We start from the raw sequence: 18,037 nt of genomic DNA on the forward strand, positions 1-18,037 counted from the left end.
GACGGCGGGCAATGCGAGACCGCCAAAATCACCAGACGGCTGACTATGCGTAACGGGGTCGCCGTCGCGAACAAGACAAGGGGCCGTTTGCGATGCGAGTTTCCGTACCTGTCCGCCTCGGCGCGTTGACGGCAGGGCTGCTGGTGGCGTCCAGCCTGCTTGCAGCCGACAAGCCCACGGACAAAGCAGCCGTCAAGGTGTCGCCCGCCACGACCGCATCCGGCGCAGCGCCGGCCTCGGCGGCTTCTTCGGCCTCGGGTGCAACAGCCGACGCTTCGTTTGGCGGCGTGCCCGGCGCGCTCACTACCACCGCGGGCGGCATCGGCCCAGCCGTGATCCAGACGGCGCCGGGCACCATCGCCATGCTCCCGGGCGCCAATGCGCTGCCCGCCCCGACGGGCCAGCCGCGCACCCATGTCTTCACGCTGCGCCAGATGGGCGCCTACGGCGCGATGGAATTGCGCGGGCTCGACCCCACGGGCTACCTCAATGCCGATGTGCGCACCGACGAGGTCGTCACCGCTGCGAAGCTGCGGCTCGTCTACACGTATTCGCCCTCGCTCATCTATCCGCTTTCGCACCTGAAGGTGTTCGTGAACGGCGAAGTGGTGGCCACCATTCCGCTCGTGAAGGAAACGGCAGGCAAGCTCGTAACGAGCGAGATCGCCCTCGATCCGCGTCTCTTTACCGACTTCAACCGCATCAGCGTGCAGATGATCGCGCACTACACGCTCGATCATTGCGAGGACCCGTATCACTCGACGCTGTGGACCGACATCGCGCCCGAAAGCACGCTCACGCTCGACACGGCCGCCGTCGATCTGCCCAATAGTCTCGCGCTTTTGCCGGCGCCGTTCTTCGACAAGCACGACTACACCCTCGTGCGCGTGCCGTTCGTGCTCGCCGCCAACGCGGGGCTGCCCACGCTGCGCGCGGCCGGCGTGGTGTCGTCGTGGCTCGGCGCGCTCGCGAGCTTTCGCGGCGCGCGCTTCCCGGTCGCGCACGCGGCACCCGCCGACGCCAGCGCGATCGCGTTCGCGCTGCCGGGCCAGGTGCCCGAAGGCATCGCGCTGCCCGAGATCAAGGGCCCGACGATCACGATGATGACCAACCCCGCCGCCGCGCCGGGCTCGGGCCGCAAGCTGCTCGTGCTCGCGGGCCGCACGCCCGAGGAGCTGAAGAAGGCCGCCGACGCGCTCGTACTCGGCCAGGCCGGCATGGCGGGCAGCAGCGTGGCGGTGCAATCCGTGGATCTCGGTCCCGAGCGCAAGCCCTACGATGCGCCCAACTGGGTGCCCACGGACCGCCCCGTGCTGCTGCGCGAGCTCGTGAGCGACCCGCAGCAGTTGCAGGTCTCGGGCTACAACCCGCCCGCGATCCGCGTGAACATGCGCGTGCCCGCCGACCTCTATGCGTGGGCGCACAGCAATGTGCCGATCGACATCCGCTATCGCTACACCGCGCCGTCGAGCTGGAACGACTCGATCCTCAACGTCAGCATCAACGACCAGCTCGTGCGCTCGCAGCGCCTGAAGCCGGTCACGCGCGCCGCCGACGAAACGCGCATCGCCGTGCCCGTGCTCTCGGGCACCGATGTGCGCGCAACGAGCAGCATCGAGATTCCGGCGTTCCGCGTGGGCTCGAACAACCAGTTCCAGTTCCAGTTTCATATCGATTCGCAGAAGACCGGCCTGTGCGCTTCCACGGCCGCCGACATCGCGCGCGCCGCCATCGACCCCGACTCGGTGATCGACTTCAGCGGCTTCGCGCACTACACGGCGCTGCCCAACCTCGCCTACTTCGCCAACAGCGGCTATCCGTTTACGCGCATGGCCGACCTCTCGGCAACCGCCGTCGTGATACCCGACGCGCCCGACACGAAGGATCAGGAAGCCGTGCTCACGATGCTCGGGCACATGGGCCAGTGGACCGGCCTGCCCGCGCTGCGCGTGAAGCTCGTGCCCGCCAGCCAGATCGACAGCGTGAGCGGCGACGACCTGCTCGTGATCGGCTCGGGCTCTGCGGCGAACCTGCTCGCGAAGTGGGGCAAGGACCTGCCGCTGCTCATCGAGCGCGGCAAGACCGAAGTGGCGACGCGCGACCAGAAAATTGGCTGGCCGAACTGGCTAGGCGGCACCGCGGACGACGACGACACCACGCCCAAGGGCCGCTCGATCGTCACGCTCGGCGGGCCGCTGGCCGCGCTGATCGGCTTCGAGTCGCCGCTCGCTTCGGGGCGCAGCGTCGTGGCGCTCGCGAGCACGTCCGCGGCGCAACTCGACGACGTGCTCGACGCCATGCAGGACAGCAGCAAGGTCGCGCGGATGCATGGCGATCTGAGCGTCGTGCGGCACGGCGAGGTGGAAAGCCTGCGCGTGGGCGAGCGCTATTTCGTCGGCGACCTGCCCTGGTATGCGCGGCTGTGGGTGCATATCTCGCGCTATCCGTCGCTGATGGCGCTCGCGGGCATTCTCGCGGGTCTGATCGTCGCGTTCACGGTGTTCTGGGCGCTGGGCCGCATGGCCAAGCGGCGCACCGGAGACTGATCATGCGCGTCTCGCCGCTCCATCGCGGGTCCCGCCTCGCGCTTCGTCTCGAGCTTCATCTCGCGCGCTGGCTCGCGGCCAGCGCCTGCGCACTCGCGCCGCTCCTGCCCATGCATGCGGCGCAGGCCGCGAGTCCGCCCGCCAAGGCGGCCGCAGGCGGCGTGGCGAGCGCGCCCGCTTGCGCATGGCCCGACTGGGACGCGTTCAAGCACGATCTGCTGAGCGCCGATGGCCGCGTCATCGACGCGAGCACGCCGCGCCAGGTCACCGTCTCCGAGGGCCAGTCCTACGCGCTGTTCTTCGCGCTCGTCGCGAACGACCGCAAGCGTTTCGACACGATCCTCACGTGGACCGAGAACAATCTCGCCCAGGGCGATCTCGCCTCGCACCTGCCCGCGTGGATCTGGGGGCGCACCGACATCGGCGAAGATGGCGCGGCGCTGCCCGCATCGGGCGCTTCGAGTGCTGCGAGTGCTGCGAGTGCTGCGAGTGCTGCGAGTGCTGCGAGTGCTGCGAGTGCTGCGAGTGCTGCGAGTGCATCGGGGGCTTCCGCGAGCACGGCGGCGCAAAAACCCGCGTGGGGCGTGATCGACGCGCACTCCGCCAGCGACGCCGACCTCTGGATCGCCTATACGCTGCTCGAAGCGGGACGCCTCTGGAACGAGCGCCGCTACACGGCGCTCGGCATGCTGATGGCACGCAACGTCGTGCGTCAGGAGAGCGCCGATCTGCCGGGCCTCGGCCGCACGGTGCTGCCGGGCCCGATGGGCTTCAGGCTCGACAAGAGCACGTGGCGGCTCAACCCAAGCTATGTGCCGCTGCAACTCATGCGACGCTTCGCGCTCGCGCTGCAACAAGCGCCGGAAGCGCCCGAATGGAAGTCGATGCTCGCCAGCTCGACGAAGCTCGTGAACGACACGGCGCCGCGCGGCTACTCGCCGGACTGGGTGATTTATCGCGCTCAGAGCGGCGGCAAAGGCGCCTTCGGCCCCGACGAGAAAACGCACGCCGAAAGCGCCTATAACGCGATCCGCGTCTATCTGTGGGCGGGCATGCTCGCCCACGACGATCCCTTGCGCAGCGCCACGCTCGCCACCTTCGCGCCGCTCTCGGCGTTCGTGGCGGCGCACGGCTTTCCGCCCGAGCGCGTGAACACGCAAAGCGGCGAGACGGGTCCGAACGAAGGCAACGGCGGGTTCTCCGCCGCGGTCGCGCCCTATCTCTCCGCGACTGGCCGCACCGACCTCGCCGACGCGCAGGTCGCGCGCAGCCGCACGCTCGCCCAAAAGTCGCCGCCCGGCTATTACAGCAGCGTGCTGATGCTGTTCGGCCTCGGCTACATGCAAGGCCTCTACCGCTTCGACGCACAAGGCCGCGTCGCGCCCGCATGGACGACCCGATGCCCGGCGCCGCGCTGAAGCGGTGCGCGGGTGCGCCGCGTCCGAGCGCATGCTTTGGCGCGCGCTTGTCACCGCGCTCGTCACCGCGCTTGTCAATGCGCTTGTCAATGCGCTTGTCAATGCGCTTGTCAATGCGCTTGTCAATGCGCTTGTCACCGACCTTGCCGTCGGGCTTGTCCCCGCGCTTCGCCGCGCGCCTCACTCCGCTGCTCGCACTCCTGATCGCGGCATTGCCGTGCGTCGCGCGTGCGCAGAACGCGCCGGGCGCGCAGAACGGCCCGCAGCCCGCCGCGAACGCGGCCGCGCCCTCGGCGCAGGCTGCACAGTTGCTGTCGGCGGCGCGCATGTGGATGGCGAAGAACCGCCCCGACGTCGCCAGCGGTCTCGTGCAGAAAGCCCTGCTGTTCAATCCGCAGCAGCCCGACGCGCTCGCGCTCATGGGCCAGATCGAGCTGCGCTCGAACCACCCGGCGCAAGCGGCGAAGATCCTGGCACAGCTAAGGAAAGTCGCGCCGAATGCGAGCGCGACCCAAGAGCTCGCCGACGCCTACCGCCTCGCCACGACGGATCGCAACGAACTCGCGCAAATCCGTCTGCTGTCGAGCGCGGGAAAAAGCGAGGAAGCTGCCGCGCGCATCCGCAAGCTGTTCCCGAACAGCGCGCCCAAGGGCGATTTTTCGCGCGACTATTACCGCATCATCGCCGGCACGACCGATGGCCGCGTGCAGGCCATCAACGAACTGCGCGCCCGCGTGAAGCAGAACCCGAACGACACGGTTGGGGCGCTGACGCTGGGCGACCTGCTCACCGATCGCGCCAGCACGCGCATCGAAGGGCTGAACCTGATCTACCGCGTCTACCGCCGCCAGGACAGCAACCGCGCGAACGCGCTCGCCTATTGGCGCAGCGCGCTCAACAGCGCGGGCCGCGACGACCCGGCCTACTACATCTGGTATCAGCGCTATCTCCAGGAAGTCCCCGACGATACGGATGCCAAACAAACCGTCGCCGAGCTCGCGCAGAAGCTCGGTCCCAAAGGCGTGGCGCTGGCCAACGCGGCGGCGGCCAGCGGCAAAAACTATGCGCCGCCGGCGAGCCTCGCTTCGGACAATGGTTCGGGCGGCGGCGCTCGCACCGCGCGCGCGCGCCCAGCGGGTCCCGGCGCGGCGGCGCGCGATCGTGGCCTCGCGCAGCTTCAGCGCGGCGATCTCAACGAGGCCGAAGCCTCGCTGCAAACGGCCCAGCGCGCGAACCCGAACGACGGCGCGACGCTCGGCGGCCTCGGTCTCGTGCGCCTGCGCGAGGGCCGCCACGACGAAGCGCGCGCTTTGTTTGCGCGCGCAGCGAAGCTCGACTCCGACAACGCCGGCAAGTGGCGCAGCCTCGAAAAAACCGCGACGATCTGGGGCAACATTTCAAAGGCGCGCACCGCTAACGCCCAAGGCAAGCCCGAAGAAGCCGAGACGCTCGCCCGCGAGGCGCTCAGGCTCGATCCGGGCAACGCCGACGCCGCGCGCATCCTCGGCGATTCACTCATCGCCCGGCAGAATTGGGCCGAGGCCGAAAGCGTGCTGCGCCCGCTCGTCGAGGCGAAAACACCCGACATCGACGCGCTGCGCAGCCTCGTGACCGTGCTGCGCGCCACGCATCGGGACAGCGAGATCGGTCCGCTCATCACCGCGACGGCGCCGCGCCTCACGGGCTCCACGGCGGAGCTCAAGGGCCTGCACGCCGATCTGCTCTCGCTGCAAGCCGACCAGTTGCTGGCCGAAAACCGTAAGAGCCCGGCCATCGCCAAGCTTGAAGACGCCGTGCGCCTCACGCCCGACGACGCATGGACGCGCTTCACGCTCGCGCGTCTGTATCGCGATCTTGGGCTGGCCAAACTGGGCCGCGACGTGATGGACGATGGCCAGAAGATCTCGCCGTCGCCCGATATGCGCTACGCCACAGCGCTCTATCTGAATTCGGTGGACGACATAGAGGGCGCCGCCGCCCAGCTCGACGCCGTGCCGGCCGCCGCGCGCAGCGCCGGCATGCGCGAGCTGATGGGCAATCTCTTGGCGCAGCGAAAGCTCCGCGAGGCCCGCCAACTGATCGCGCAAGGCAAGGACGACGAAGCGCGCGCCGCGCTCGATGCCGCAGCCGCCGATGCCAACGCGGCCAACGACCCGCAAATGCTCGCCTCGGTGGGGCGCGAATGGATCGCCATCGGCGAAACGGACAAGGGGCTCGCGCTCGTGCAGGACTGGCTCGCGGCGCACCCCAACGACCCGTCGGCCAACGGCGCGCGCGTGCGCTACGGCGAATTGCTCGCCGCCGCCAATCGCGACGACGACTGGGCCAGGTGGATCGACGCCACGCGCGAGCGCCCGGGCCTCAGCGACAAGGACCGTGCGAACCTCGACGACCAGGAACTGCGCCTCGCCCTGCGTGCGACCGACCGCCAGATCGAGCGCGGCAATCTGGCGAGCGCACAGCGCACGCTCGACGCCGTGCCCGACCGGCTCAAGTCGAACCGCCGCTGGCTGCTGGAGCAGGCCGACTTGCTCGAGGCGAAGGGCGACTACAAGGGCGCGATGGCGTCCGCGCAACAGGTGCTCGCGCAGCAGCCCGGCGACGCCGATGCGCGCCTGACGGTGGCGCGCATGCTCGAGCGCATGGGGCGCGGGCGCGAGGCCGTCGACATGGTGCGCGAGGTGCTGGTCGACACGCCCGCCGACGACGTGGACACGCGCCTGTCGATCGCGCGCCGCTTCACGGCACAGGGGCTCGACCAGGAGGCGCAGGACGTGGTCGACGCGTTGCGCGCGCGCTACCCCGAGCGCTCCGACATTACCGTCCAGGCTGGGCGCGTGGCGCAGTCGCGCGGCGATTACGACGAGGCGGCGAGCCTCTACCGCACCTCGCTCGCGCAGGAGCGAGTTGAAGGCGAGCAACCCGGCACCGATGGCCTGACCTCCGCGAGCCGGGCGCTCCAGGGGCTCGACGACCGCCGCCAGGGGCAGGTCGCGACCGAGTGGTACCAGTCGAATCTCTCGGGCGACCCCGGCATCTCGGAGCTGCATGCCACGGAAATTCCGCTCTACGTACGGATTCCGAACGGCTACACGGGCCACTATTTCTTCCACGCCGACACGGTCTATCTGAATGCCGGGGCGCTGCCCGCGGGAAGCGAAGGCATCTATGACTACGGCAAGGCCCCGGCGCTCGGCAACGCCCATATTCCCGCGATCAACGAGACCGCCACGGGCGTCGCGCTCGCGGCCGGCTACGAGTACAGCCGCGCGAACACCAGTTGGCGCGCCGATCTCGGCTCCACCCCGCTCGGCTTCCCGATCACGAGCGTGCTGGGCGGCTTCCAGTACCGCTACGACTTTTCGCGCGCTTCGCTGTCGTTCGACGTCTCACGCCGCGCCATGACCAGCAGCCTCGTGTCCTACGCGGGCGGGCGCGATCCGGTCACCGGCGAGACCTGGGGCGGCGTGGTGCGCAACAGCGCCACGGTACGCGGCGCACACGACTTCGGCCCCGGCACGCTGTTCACGAGCGTCGGCTTCGGCCTGCTGACCGGCTCCAACGTGCCGACCAACCAGGAGTTCAAAGTCCGCAGCGGCTATGACTGGTCGGTGTGGAAGCGGCCCGATCAGGACGTGTCGAGCGGCCTCACGCTCAATTACTGGCAATACTCGAAGAACGAGCACTTTTACACCTTCGGCAACGGCGGCTATTACAGCCCGCAGAGCTACTTCTCGGTCGGCATTCCGCTCGACTGGAAGGGCCGCTACCAGAAGCTCTCCTGGCAAATCTACGGCAGCGTCGGCGTGTCGTTCACGAACGAGGACCGCTCGCCGTTCTTCCCCACCCACCCCGATCTGCAGGCGCTGGCCGGCAACCCGTACTTCGGCGGCGGCTCGGGCGGCGGCTTCAGCTATGCCATCGAAGCGGCGCTCGAATACCGCATCACGCCGCATTTCGTGGCGGGCGGACGCTTCCGGATCGACCGCTCGCACGACTACGCGCCGAACGTGGGCCTCGTGTATCTGCGTTACTTCTTCTCGCCGCAGCACGGCCCGGTGCCGTACCCGCCGACGCCGGTAAGGCCATACTCGGATTATTGAGACACTGTATGAAGCTTTCGATGAAGCTTTTGATGAAGCGTCCGACGCACTCCGCGCTGCCCGAGACACGACGATGAGCGAGCCCGCACGCGCCTCCAGATCCGAACCAGCGCCCCCCGCAACCGCCGCGCCGTCAACTGGCGCACGCGGCGAGCGCGCCGGCCGCGAACCGCATCCGTCGCTGCTCGCGCGGCTCTCGCAGCGCGCGCCGCTGGCCATCGAGGGCCTGCCGCCCGCGCTCGCCGCGCTCGGCCCGGGCCAGGTCCATATCGTCTACGCCAGCGCGTCGCCCGCGCGCGACGCGCTGTTCTGGCAAACCGCCGCCGCCGCGCTCGGAGGCCCCGCGAACGTGCTCTCCACGCGCGACGGCGCGAGCATCGCGGCCACGCTGCGCGATCACGGCATCGACATCGACCGTCCCGGCGCGACCCATCACCGGGCCAACGTCTGTTCGCTCACGCCGCTCCCGGAGCGCGACGGCGCGCAAGTGCTGATCGAGGCGCTCGACGCGCTCGCCAACCAGTGCGCGGCGCCCGCGAGCCAGTTCTATATCGAAGGCGCCGAAGCTTTCTTTGCCTGGCACAACGCCGCCACGCTTGCGCGCCAGGGCGCGCAGCTCGCGAACTGGTGCATGCAGCACCGCCACGGCGTGCTGCTCGTGGCCGAGCCACCGGGCGCAAGCGACGAGCAGACCGGGCTCGCCTCGTTCCAGGCGCGCTTCGCGGGCGCGGCGCAGCTGCTGCAAACGCAGGGCCAGTTCCATTGGGAAGTGGCGTTCTGGCGTTCAGGTGTCGCGGTGCTCGGCAGCCAGTCGCTGCCGCTGCGCTTCGCGGCCATCGATCATCGGCTCATGGTCACGAACCCGGGCGGCACCTTCGAGCGCTCGATCGGCGAGGTGGGCCTGCTCGCACCCGACGAGGGCCGCGTGATCGTCTCGCGCGACGCCGTGCTCAACGAGCGCGTGGTGCCGCCCGGCTGGCAGGTGGTCGACGACAACGAGGCCGCGCTGCTGGCCGCGCGCACCGCCGTCGCCGCCACGGTGATCCTCGACTTCGGCGCGAACCGCCAGCTCGAATTGCTCGCCGAGCAGGTCCATACGCTGCGGCTGCAATGCGGCAACGCGCTCAAGATCATCGTGCGCGAGGAAGCCGTGGCGATGCGCTACGAATCGCTGATGCTCAATCTGGGCGCGAACCGCGTCGTGGCGCGCCATACGACGCTCTCGCAGGTGGAGGCGATCGTCGAGAGCCTGCAGGGCCAGGTGTACTCGCGTCCCGTGCCCGCCGACTATCGCCAGGCGCTCGCCGGCGTGATGCACGGCGAAGAGACCGGCTATGTGAGCGCGGCGCGCTTCGTCGAGCTCGTGGGCGCCGCCGTGGAGCGCAGCCGCGTGATCCAGCTGCCGAGCGTGCTGATCCGCCTCGCGCTGATGCCCGAAGTGGCGCACGTGGACGCGCTCAAGGCCTGCGTGCAGCGCCGCGCGGGCGACATCATGAGCGCGGCGGGCGACAGCCTCTACGTGTTCTTCTTCGCCTGCCGCATCGGCGACGCCGACGCGGTGCTGCAGCGCGTGTTCAAGCGCCCGCTCGCCGAGCTCTTTCAGGGCGAGCAGCGTTGCGGCGACCCCAACTCGATCACGGCGCTGCTCGAAACGCTGACCGACGAGATCGAGAGGCAAACGCCGCCCGATTATTCGGGCTGGCTCGCGCTGAATGCGCCTGCCGCACCGACTTCCGCACCGACGGCCGCGACACCGGGCGAGCAGCAAGCGCCGACGGGTGGAGAGGCGGCAAGCGCGCCGGACACGCCCCAGACCCGCGGCCTGCTGCCGGCGCTCCCCGCATCCATGGCCGCCACCGATGCGCCTGTCGAGTGGCAATTGCGCGGCAACGAAGCGCCGCGCGCCGAACCGCGACCGGTATCGCTGCCGCTAAAGAGACCGACATGAAACACCCCCCACGCTCACTGCGTTCGCTGCCCCCCGAGGGGGCCGTCGGTCCCCTTGGGGCGGCCCGGCGGAGACCGATATGAAACAACCCCCACGCTCACTGCGTTCGCTGCCCCCCGAGGGGGCCGTCGGTCCCCTTGGGGCGGCCCGGCGGAGACCGACATGACCACCTTCCTGGGCTATTTCATCTGGGGGCTGATCCTCGCTGCGCCGCTCTGGTGGCTCACGTGGCGGCTGCGCCTCGGGCGTTTCCTGCCCAACTGGGCCAAGCCCGCCAGCGAGCGGCCGCTCGAATTGCCGCCGCAACTGGGCGCGCTCGTGATTCGCGGCAAGCGCCGCACCGATGTCGTCACCCACCGGCCTTCGATCGTGCCCACGACGCCCACGCCCCACGCGAGTTCCGCCACGGCGGCCAACCTTGCGGAGGAGCCACGCTCATGAGGACTATCGCGATCGTGTCCGCCACGGGCGGCGCGGGCCGCACGACGCTCGCCGCCGCGCTCGCGAGCCTCCTGGTTGCGCGCAAGCACGCCGCGCTCGCCGTCGAATGCGATCCCCGCAACGTGCTCGCGCTGCATTTCGGTCTGCGCCAAAGCGCGCGCGCAGGCCTCGCCACGAGTCTGGCGAACCAAGGCGGTGCGAATCCCGCCAGCGACGGCTGGGCCCACACCGCACTGCAAAGCGACGATGGCGTGCTCGTGCTCCCGTGGGGCAGCGCACCGCAAGCAGAAGACAGCGACGACGGCGCCGCCCATCTCGCCGCCCACCGCTACTGGCTGCGCGAGCGGCTGGCGCGCGTGGATCTGTCGGCGCACGCCATCGCGCTTGTCGACGCCGCGCCGTGGCCCAGCGCGCATGCACGCCAGGCGATCGATGCGGCCGATCTCGTGCTCGGCGTGCTCACGCCCGACGCCATGACTTGCGCGACGCTGCCGCGCTTCGTCTCGGCACTAGAGCGCACCGGCAAGCGTGCCGTATTCGTCGCGAATGCGGTCGTGCCCGCGCGGCCGCTGCACACCGATCTCGTTGCGCTGCTGCGCGCGCGCCTGGGGCCCGCCATGCTGCCGTATCTCGTGCACGCGGACACGGGCGTGCCCGCCGCGCTCGCGAGCGGCGCGAACTTCTGCAAGAGCGCGCCCGCTTCGCAGGCCGCTCACGATCTCAACGGCATCGCCTCGTGGATCTCGCACTGGTCGACCCAGGCGCCAGCCGCGCCGCAAGACCGCTCGCCCGAAGGCGCAACCGGAGCCGGCCGATGATGCAAGCCCAGGCAATCAGGCTATGGACAGCGTTCTGGGCGAGCCTGCGCCAGCTTGGCGCGCGCGAGCTCAGCGTCGCCGCCGACGCCGCGTTCGACCAATGGCTGCTGCGCCTGTTCTTCCGGCCACCGCGCCCCGGCAAGCGCGACTGGCCGGCGCTCGCATTCGCGGCGCTGGGCCGCGAAATCGCCGGGCAGCTCGACATGGGCCAGGACCGCAGCAAGCGCGCATGGCTCCTGCGTCTGTTCCTGCGCCCGCGGCGCGAGCGCCAGCGTCTTGCCACCGACCTGCGCAAGCTGCACAAGCAGACGCATCCGCAGCGCATCGCGCTGCGCGTATGGCTCGACACGCGCCTCGAGCCCATTTACCGGCGCGCCGCGAAGGACCGCACCGCACTCGCGTCGCGGCTGCCCACCATCGACTGGGACGGCATCCGCGCGCGCCTCGAACAAGTCTCCGCCGCATTCGACCGCGTGCCGTTCCTGCGTCAGTGCCTGCTGTGGCTCGCGTTCGGGACAGCGGTCGCGATCTGCACGACGCCCCTGCCGCTCGGCAGCCAGGTGCTGCTGTTCTTCCTCGTGTGGCTCATGGTCATGGTCGCGCGCCGCATTCCCGGGCATCTCGCCACCATGCTGATGGTGATGCTCTCGATCCTCATGACGGGCCGCTACATCTGGTGGCGCAGCACCCAGACGCTGCATCTGTCGAGCCCCGCCGAAGCCTTCGTGGGCTACGTGCTGTTCGCCGCCGAGGTCTATACGTGGGTGGTGCTCGTGTTCGGCTACGTGCAGACGGCCTGGCCGCTGCGCCGCAAGCCGAGCCCGCTGCCCGACGATCCCGCCGACTGGCCGACCGTCGACATCTACATTCCGACCTACAACGAGCCGCTTTCGGTCGTGCGCCCGACGGTGTTCGCGGCCAGCACGATCGACTGGCCGCGCGAGAAGCTGCGCGTCTATCTCCTAGACGATGGCGACCGCGACGAATTCCGCGACTTCGCCGCGCAAGTCGGCATCGGCTATATCCGCCGCAAGGAACACTCGCACGCGAAGGCCGGCAACATCAATCATGCGCTGCCGCTCACCCAGGGCGACCTGATCACGATCTTTGACTGCGATCACATCCCCACGCGCTCGTTCCTGCAAAGCACGGTGGGCACCTTCCTCGCGGATCCCAAATGCGCGATGGTGCAAACGCCGCACCACTTTTTCTCGCCCGATCCGTTCGAGCGCAACTTCGACACGTTCCATCGCGTGCCCAACGAAGGGAGCCTGTTCTACGGCCTGATCCAGGACGGCAACGACTTCTGGGACGCCACTTTCTTCTGCGGCTCGTGCGCCATCATCAAGCGCAAGCCGCTCGAGTCGATCGGCGGTATTGCAGTGGAGACCGTCACCGAGGACGCGCACACCTCGCTGCGCCTGCACCGCGCGGGTTACACCTCGGCGTACCTGCGCACCGTGCAGGCCGCGGGCCTCGCAACCGAGAGCCTCGCGGGCCATATCGGCCAGCGCATCCGCTGGGCGCGCGGCATGACGCAGATCTTCCGCGTCGACAACCCGTGGCTCGGCAAGGGGCTGTCGTTCTTCCAGCGCCTGTGCTACAGCAACGCGATGCTGCACTTCTTCTACGGCATCCCGCGCCTGATCTTCCTCGTGATGCCATGCTCGTTCCTGTTCTTCGGACTGCACGTAATCAACACGCCCGCACCGGTGATCCTCGCCTACGTGCTGCCGTATCTCGTGATCTCGGCCATCGCCAACTCGCGCATCCAGGGCCAGTACCGGCATTCGTTCTGGGCCGAAGCCTACGAGAGCGTGCTCGCCTGGTATATCGCGCTGCCCACCACGATGGCGTTCATCAACCCGAAGCTCGGCAAGTTCAACGTGACCGCCAAGGGCGGCCACATCGAGCGCGACTATCTCGACTGGACCATTTCGACGCCGTATCTCGTGCTGCTCGGCATCAACGTGCTCGCAGTGCTGGCCGGCATCGGACGGCTCACGATCTGGCAAAGCGACGAGCCCGCCACCGTGTTCATGAACCTCTTCTGGGCCTTCGTGAACCTCACGGTGCTCGGCCTCGCGGTGGGCGTGGCCAAGGAAGCGCGCCAGGTGCGCGTTGCGCACCGCATCCCGCTGCGCGTGCCCGCCATGCTCACGCTGCCCGACGGCCGCACGCTCGCCTGCAAGACCGAGAACTATTCGATGGGGGGCCTCGGCCTCGTGCTGCCTGCCGAAGCCCGCGAGGAAAAGCTCGCGGCCGGCGAGCGCGTGAACGTGTGCCTCTCGCGCGGCACGCTCGAGCACGATTTCCCGGCGGTGGTCGCACGTCTGGCAGGCGGCCATCTGGGCGTGCGCTTCGAGAACCTGACCGTGGAGCGCGAGCGCCGCCTCGTCGAGTGCACCTTCGGCCGCGCCGACGCCTGGCTCGACTGGCAAGACGTCCCGCGCGAGGACGCGCCGCTCAACGGACTCGTCGAGCTCATCACGCTGAGCTGGCAGGGCTATCTGCGTCTCATCGATGCGTTCTTCGACGCGCTCGAGAACCTCTTCACGCGACGCCGGCCCGAGCGGAACAACCCGGCTCGCCAGCCATAACAGCCAACACGACACGGAATTCACGCGGGAACGCGACCGAACATGGGCCTCTGGAATCTCTACTTCATCGCCAAGCTGCACCTCTACTCGCTCGGCAAGCTCAAAGCGGACTGGCTGCTGAACATCCTGTTCGCCATTGCGCTGCTGCTGCCGGTGAAAAAGCGCGGGCTGCGCATGGCGCGCAACGTTCTCACGGCGATCGCTGGCATCGCGCTCGTCTATCACGAGTCGGACATGCCGCCCATCGGCCGCGCGATTTCGCAGCTCCCCGTGCTGCTCACCTTCACGCCCGGGTACATGCTGGAGCTGACCGGACGCGTCGTCTCGCTTTCGATGGCGGTAAGCGCCGTGCTCGCGCTGCTGCTTTACTTCCTCATCAACCGCTGGATCCGCGTGACGACCTTCGTGCTGATCGCGCTCGTTGCGGTGCCGCTGTGGCAGGGCACGGGCACGCTGATCGCGAACGCCACCAGTACGCTCGCCCAGAACGGCAACGACAGCGATAACGGGAATGGCTCCAACGACGAGCCGCGCAACGACCAGGTCGGCAGCTACGACCAGCAACTCGCCGCGTTCCGCGCCAACGAGGAAGGCCGCCATGTGAACTTCACGCCGCTCACGACCGATACGAACGCGCAGTTCGACATCATCGTCGTGCATATCTGCTCGCTTTCGTGGGACGACATGGACGTCGCGAAGATGCGCAACAACCCGCTGTTTTCGCGCTTCGATTACGTTTTCACGAACTTCAGCTCCGCTGCGAGCTATAGCGGCCCGGCGGCCATCCGCGTGCTGCGCGCGAGTTGCGGGCAGGAAGCCCACAAGGGGCTCTACGACCCGGCGCCGCCCGAATGCCATCTGTTCGCGCAGCTCGCGCAGGCCGGCTACACGCCGAACGCGCTGCTCAACCACAACGGCCGCTTCGACGACTTCCGCGGCACCGTGATCAAGGAAATCGGCGTGCCGGGCGTGACGATTCCCACGAACGACGGCCTGCCCGTGGCCATGAAGGAGTTCGATGGCTCGCCGCTCACGGGAGACTACGACGTGCTCGCGCGCTGGTACAAGCAGCGCCTCGCCGCGAGCGAGGGCCCGGTCGCGCTTTACTACAACACGGTGACAATGCACGATGGCAACCGCATGCCCGGCGCCAACGCGAAGCTCACCAGCCTGCAGTCCTATCCGATCCGCCTGCAATCGCTGCTCGGCGACGTCGACAAGCTGATCGAGCTCGTCGCGCAGTCGGGCCGCAAGGCTGTGATCGTGTTCGTGCCGGAACACGGCGCGGCGCTGCGCGGCGAAGACAACCAGATCGCGGGCATGCGCGAAATCGCCACGCCGAACATCGTGCACGTGCCGGTGGGCGTGAAAGTAGTGGGTCTGCCCGCGGGCACGGAGCACGCAGGCGGCGCGGTCACGATCGATACACCCACGAGCTTCCTCGCGCTCGCGCAACTGCTCTCGAACCTCGTCGCGAACAGCCCGTTCCTGCCTGGCGCGCAGCCGCTCGCGCAGTACGCGGCAAACCTGCCGCAAACGCGCATGGTGGGCGAAAACGAAGGCACGGTGATGATGACCACGCCTACAGGCTACGTGATCCATACGCCGGACGGCGTCTGGGTGGAGGGAAGCAAATAAATGGCGCTGCGAGACTGGCTGAACGGACGGCGTGCGCGCAGCCATGCGGCGCTGCCTGGCGATATCGACGCACTCGCGCGGCTCGTCGAGGGCGTGAACGCCGAACGCTATTTCGACGTGCAGGCCGAGGATGCCTGGCAGGAAGCGGCCGGACGCTGGCCGCTCGTCGCGCAACTGCTCGAACTCAAAGCGGGACCGCCTGGATAGCGCGGCAGCGCGTGGCGTTTAGCGTACCGGAGCAGCTAGACGCGCTCCGCGTAGACCGTGCGCTCGATCGGCATGCAGGTGAGCGGGCGGCTGGCAGGCGCGATGTAGCGGCGTGCGAGCGCGTCGGGCTCGGGCTGTTCGATGACGCGCCAGCCATAAAGCGCGAGAAACGCGCGCACCGCTTCGGGATCGAGGCCGAAGCGCCAGATCGCCCGCGGCGAAACAAAGCGGCGATAAAGCGCCTCTTGCCCCTGTGGCACGTTTGCGTCGAGAAAATCCCTGCGCACATAGGTAAAGGCGAGGCGGCTGCCAGGCGCGGCCCGCGCGAGCATTTCAAGCGTCGCCCGCACGGTTGGCTCATCGAGATATTGCGTGACGCCTTCCCAGACGAAAAAGGTGCGCCGGTTGCGTGTATAGCCTTGCGCGGCCAGCACGGCGTCGAGCGCGAGATGCTCGAAGTCGACCGCCACGAGCGTCGCGAATGACGGTATCGCGCCAAAGCGCTTCGCGAGGCGCTTGCGTTTGGCTGCGATATTGATGGGCTGATCCAGTTCCCATGCATGCACGCCGGTATCGCGCAGCAGCCGATAGGCGCGAGTGTCGAAACCTGCCCCCAGATTCACGAACGCCTCCATTTGTGGAAGGGCTTCGAGCAGCTTTTCGTCGATATAACGCTTGCGGCACAGCATGCCGCCCCACAGGCCCGGATACTTGCGCTCGGCTATCGCGGCCATGCGCGCCGCCGTGCGCGAGCCCATCAACGCAATGAGCAGGCGCGCGGGCGCGGGCAGCAGCGCGGCGGCGAGATCATCGTCGACGATGCGCCGATTGGGCTCGAGCCGCTGCTCGACGGCTACCAGCGCCATGGGGCCTACGCCGGTTTGCGCGGCCTCTTGTGTCATCGTGGCGTTCCGCCCGCCGGGCGTGTCGGGCGCAGGCGGTGCGATTGCTCAGGCATTCATTCCGCCCTGCGCGCGCCGCCGCCCCTGTACGCGCGCGACCGAATCGAACAGCGCCTGCGCGCGCGCCAGTTCGTCGAGCGCGAGGTCGAGACGAGACTGGGCCTCGCCGCAGGCGAGTGCCGGAGCTGAGTCGTCCGCCTCGTCATGCACGGCGCGCATCGCGCGAAATGCCTGATCGACGTTGCGGCTGGCCTCAAGAAAGCGTCGGGCGGCCTCCGCCTCGCTTGAACGGGTGTTGATCGCCATATAGCTCCATCGTTAATTGCGTCCAGTCGGTGCCGCGCAGCAAATCGCCTTGCGCCCCGCAGGACGTCTCTTTTGCCGTAGCCCCGAAAGTGGCGCCGCTGATGCGGGGGCCGCTGCCTCGCCTCACAGGCGTCGTGCACTCCGCCGGCGCGATATCGAAGAGATCGCGCGCGAAGAGGTCACGCGTGACGCCGCGCGCCAGCAGCGCCAAAGTCTCGCTGCGGCGGCTGCGCGACATTTCCGCACAAGAGTCGAAATCGGTATCGCGCGCAATCGAGCGCACCGCGCCCAGGTCGCGCGCCTTCGCCAGCAAATCGAAGAGATCGCTCGTCACGCCGCGCGCATGCTGCGCCGGCGCCGCGCTGCGCAGACGCTTCGTGAGCTCCAGCCAGGTCTCGAAGTCGCCATTGCGGACCGCTTCGTGGAGCGCCGCCATATCGCGCGCCTTTACGCGCGTGGGTTGCGCAAGACGCACGAAATACGGCGCCTCGAGCTCCACGCCAAACGCGACCGGATAACCCCCAGCGCCGAATTCCGCGCCCGCCCTGGGCGCCGCGCGCTCGACGCGGTCCACCACTACCGTGCTCTGCGAAGCGCACGGCGCCTTCGCCGTGCTCACGCTGCGCAAACGCTCGGGCTGCACGCGCAGGCTGCTGCCGATGCTGAGCTCCGCAGGCGACGCGCACACGAGCGCGTAGTGATGATCGCGCGGCTTGCCCGAAGGAAAGCGCGTGCGGCTCGTGACGAACATGTGCGGCGGCAGCGGCCGCACCTGACCGCTCGCGTCCACCCATGCATTCCAGACGAGCGCGTCCTCGCGCTTGACGTCCGCCACCCGTGCACGGCTTGCCGCCGGCGAAAACAGTGCGAGCAGCGAGCCTGTGCGCAGCGCGGCAACCTGCGCGCTGTTGCCGAGCGACTGATTGATGCCCCACAGAAACCGCCCGCCGCCCAGGCGCCGCTCCCACTCCTTGCGAAGGACGATCGTGGGGAGATCTTCCCCCGTCTCCGATCCAATCCTGGACCAGCAAAACGTGGGCGGTAGGTGTTTCAGTGCCATCGACTTCCTCGGAACGCAGCGCGCCCGCCAATCCGGCGAGCAATTCAATA

Annotated in this window: 12 protein-coding genes; 9 read left to right on the top strand and 3 right to left on the bottom strand. The window is 68.6% G+C overall.

Translation table 11 applies throughout. The features are described from left to right. Window positions 1-92 precede the first annotated feature (92 nt). From bcsB to P5W99_RS34355, 9 genes are all read left to right on the top strand, one after another. Window positions 93-2,546, top strand: a complete 2,454-nt coding sequence (bcsB, locus tag P5W99_RS34315; RefSeq protein WP_421028251.1) for a cellulose biosynthesis cyclic di-GMP-binding regulatory protein BcsB — start codon at window positions 93-95, stop codon at window positions 2,544-2,546. A gap of 110 nt (window positions 2,547-2,656) precedes the next feature. Next, on the top strand, window positions 2,657-3,964 hold the full coding sequence (gene bcsZ, locus P5W99_RS34320) for a cellulose synthase complex periplasmic endoglucanase BcsZ (protein ID WP_434666637.1): 1,308 nt from the start codon (window positions 2,657-2,659) through the stop codon (window positions 3,962-3,964). A gap of 125 nt (window positions 3,965-4,089) precedes the next feature. After that, on the top strand, window positions 4,090-8,067 hold the full coding sequence (locus tag P5W99_RS34325; RefSeq protein WP_434665767.1) for a cellulose synthase subunit BcsC-related outer membrane protein: 3,978 nt from the start codon (window positions 4,090-4,092) through the stop codon (window positions 8,065-8,067). Between the two features lie 73 nt (window positions 8,068-8,140). Further along, window positions 8,141-10,015 (top strand): cellulose biosynthesis protein BcsE, encoded by a 1,875-nt coding sequence (gene bcsE, locus P5W99_RS34330; protein ID WP_434665770.1) that lies wholly within the window; start codon window positions 8,141-8,143, stop codon window positions 10,013-10,015. 162 nt (window positions 10,016-10,177) lie between these two features. Continuing rightward, window positions 10,178-10,456: a hypothetical protein gene (locus P5W99_RS34335; protein WP_421028254.1), complete on the top strand. Its 279-nt coding sequence runs from the start codon at window positions 10,178-10,180 to the stop codon at window positions 10,454-10,456. Further along, complete coding sequence (gene bcsQ / locus P5W99_RS34340) at window positions 10,453-11,274, top strand: cellulose biosynthesis protein BcsQ (protein ID WP_421028255.1); 822 nt, start codon at window positions 10,453-10,455, stop codon at window positions 11,272-11,274. The genes P5W99_RS34335 and bcsQ overlap by 4 nt, the downstream gene beginning before the upstream one ends. Further along, entirely contained in the window at window positions 11,271-13,874 is a 2,604-nt protein-coding gene (gene bcsA, locus P5W99_RS34345; RefSeq protein ID WP_434665775.1) for a UDP-forming cellulose synthase catalytic subunit, read from the top strand. The genes bcsQ and bcsA overlap by 4 nt, the downstream gene beginning before the upstream one ends. A 42-nt stretch (window positions 13,875-13,916) precedes the next feature. Continuing rightward, window positions 13,917-15,512 carry a cellulose biosynthesis protein BcsG gene (bcsG, locus tag P5W99_RS34350; RefSeq protein WP_421028257.1) on the top strand — a complete coding sequence of 532 codons (1,596 nt, stop codon included), beginning with the start codon at window positions 13,917-13,919 and terminating at the stop codon, window positions 15,510-15,512. Beyond that, window positions 15,513-15,719 carry a hypothetical protein gene (locus P5W99_RS34355; protein ID WP_421028258.1) on the top strand — a complete coding sequence of 69 codons (207 nt, stop codon included), beginning with the start codon at window positions 15,513-15,515 and terminating at the stop codon, window positions 15,717-15,719. Window positions 15,720-15,754: 35 nt separating this feature from the next. Here P5W99_RS34355 and P5W99_RS34360 read toward each other — a convergent pair whose 3' ends face one another. Genes P5W99_RS34360 through P5W99_RS34370 form a run of 3 tightly spaced genes read right to left on the bottom strand, consistent with a single transcriptional unit; the run spans window position 15,755 to window position 17,987 of the window. Continuing rightward, window positions 15,755-16,621, bottom strand: coding sequence for an SAM-dependent methyltransferase (locus tag P5W99_RS34360; RefSeq protein ID WP_421028259.1), 867 nt, complete (start codon window positions 16,619-16,621; stop codon window positions 15,755-15,757). Window positions 16,622-16,669: 48 nt separating this feature from the next. Further along, window positions 16,670-16,927 carry a hypothetical protein gene (locus tag P5W99_RS34365; RefSeq protein ID WP_421028260.1) on the bottom strand — a complete coding sequence of 86 codons (258 nt, stop codon included), beginning with the start codon at window positions 16,925-16,927 and terminating at the stop codon, window positions 16,670-16,672. Continuing rightward, a complete protein-coding gene (locus tag P5W99_RS34370; protein WP_421028261.1) occupies window positions 16,875-17,987 on the bottom strand; it encodes a hypothetical protein in 1,113 nt (370 codons plus the stop codon). Before P5W99_RS34370 ends, P5W99_RS34365 begins: the two co-directional genes overlap by 53 nt. Window positions 17,988-18,037: the final 50 nt, after the last annotated feature.

The organism is Paraburkholderia sp. A3BS-1L (genome assembly GCF_051125215.1).
Classification (GTDB): domain Bacteria; phylum Pseudomonadota; class Gammaproteobacteria; order Burkholderiales; family Burkholderiaceae; genus Paraburkholderia.

What these genes read in the sequence shown, in the direction of transcription:
- P5W99_RS34365 (WP_421028260.1), bottom strand. Translation starts at nt 16,927, where the DNA reads ATGGCGATCAACACCCGTTCAAGCGAGGCGGAGGCCGCCCGACGCTTT.
- P5W99_RS34360 (WP_421028259.1), bottom strand. Translation starts at nt 16,621, where the DNA reads ATGACACAAGAGGCCGCGCAAACCGGCGTAGGCCCCATGGCGCTGGTA.
- P5W99_RS34355 (WP_421028258.1), top strand. Translation starts at nt 15,513, where the DNA reads ATGGCGCTGCGAGACTGGCTGAACGGACGGCGTGCGCGCAGCCATGCG.
- bcsQ (WP_421028255.1), top strand. Translation starts at nt 10,453, where the DNA reads ATGAGGACTATCGCGATCGTGTCCGCCACGGGCGGCGCGGGCCGCACG.
- bcsE (WP_434665770.1), top strand. Translation starts at nt 8,141, where the DNA reads ATGAGCGAGCCCGCACGCGCCTCCAGATCCGAACCAGCGCCCCCCGCA.
- P5W99_RS34335 (WP_421028254.1), top strand. Translation starts at nt 10,178, where the DNA reads ATGACCACCTTCCTGGGCTATTTCATCTGGGGGCTGATCCTCGCTGCG.
- bcsZ (WP_434666637.1), top strand. Translation starts at nt 2,657, where the DNA reads ATGCATGCGGCGCAGGCCGCGAGTCCGCCCGCCAAGGCGGCCGCAGGC.
- bcsG (WP_421028257.1), top strand. Translation starts at nt 13,917, where the DNA reads ATGGGCCTCTGGAATCTCTACTTCATCGCCAAGCTGCACCTCTACTCG.
- bcsA (WP_434665775.1), top strand. Translation starts at nt 11,271, where the DNA reads ATGATGCAAGCCCAGGCAATCAGGCTATGGACAGCGTTCTGGGCGAGC.
- P5W99_RS34325 (WP_434665767.1), top strand. Translation starts at nt 4,090, where the DNA reads ATGCGCTTGTCACCGACCTTGCCGTCGGGCTTGTCCCCGCGCTTCGCC.
- P5W99_RS34370 (WP_421028261.1), bottom strand. Translation starts at nt 17,987, where the DNA reads ATGGCACTGAAACACCTACCGCCCACGTTTTGCTGGTCCAGGATTGGA.
- bcsB (WP_421028251.1), top strand. Translation starts at nt 93, where the DNA reads ATGCGAGTTTCCGTACCTGTCCGCCTCGGCGCGTTGACGGCAGGGCTG.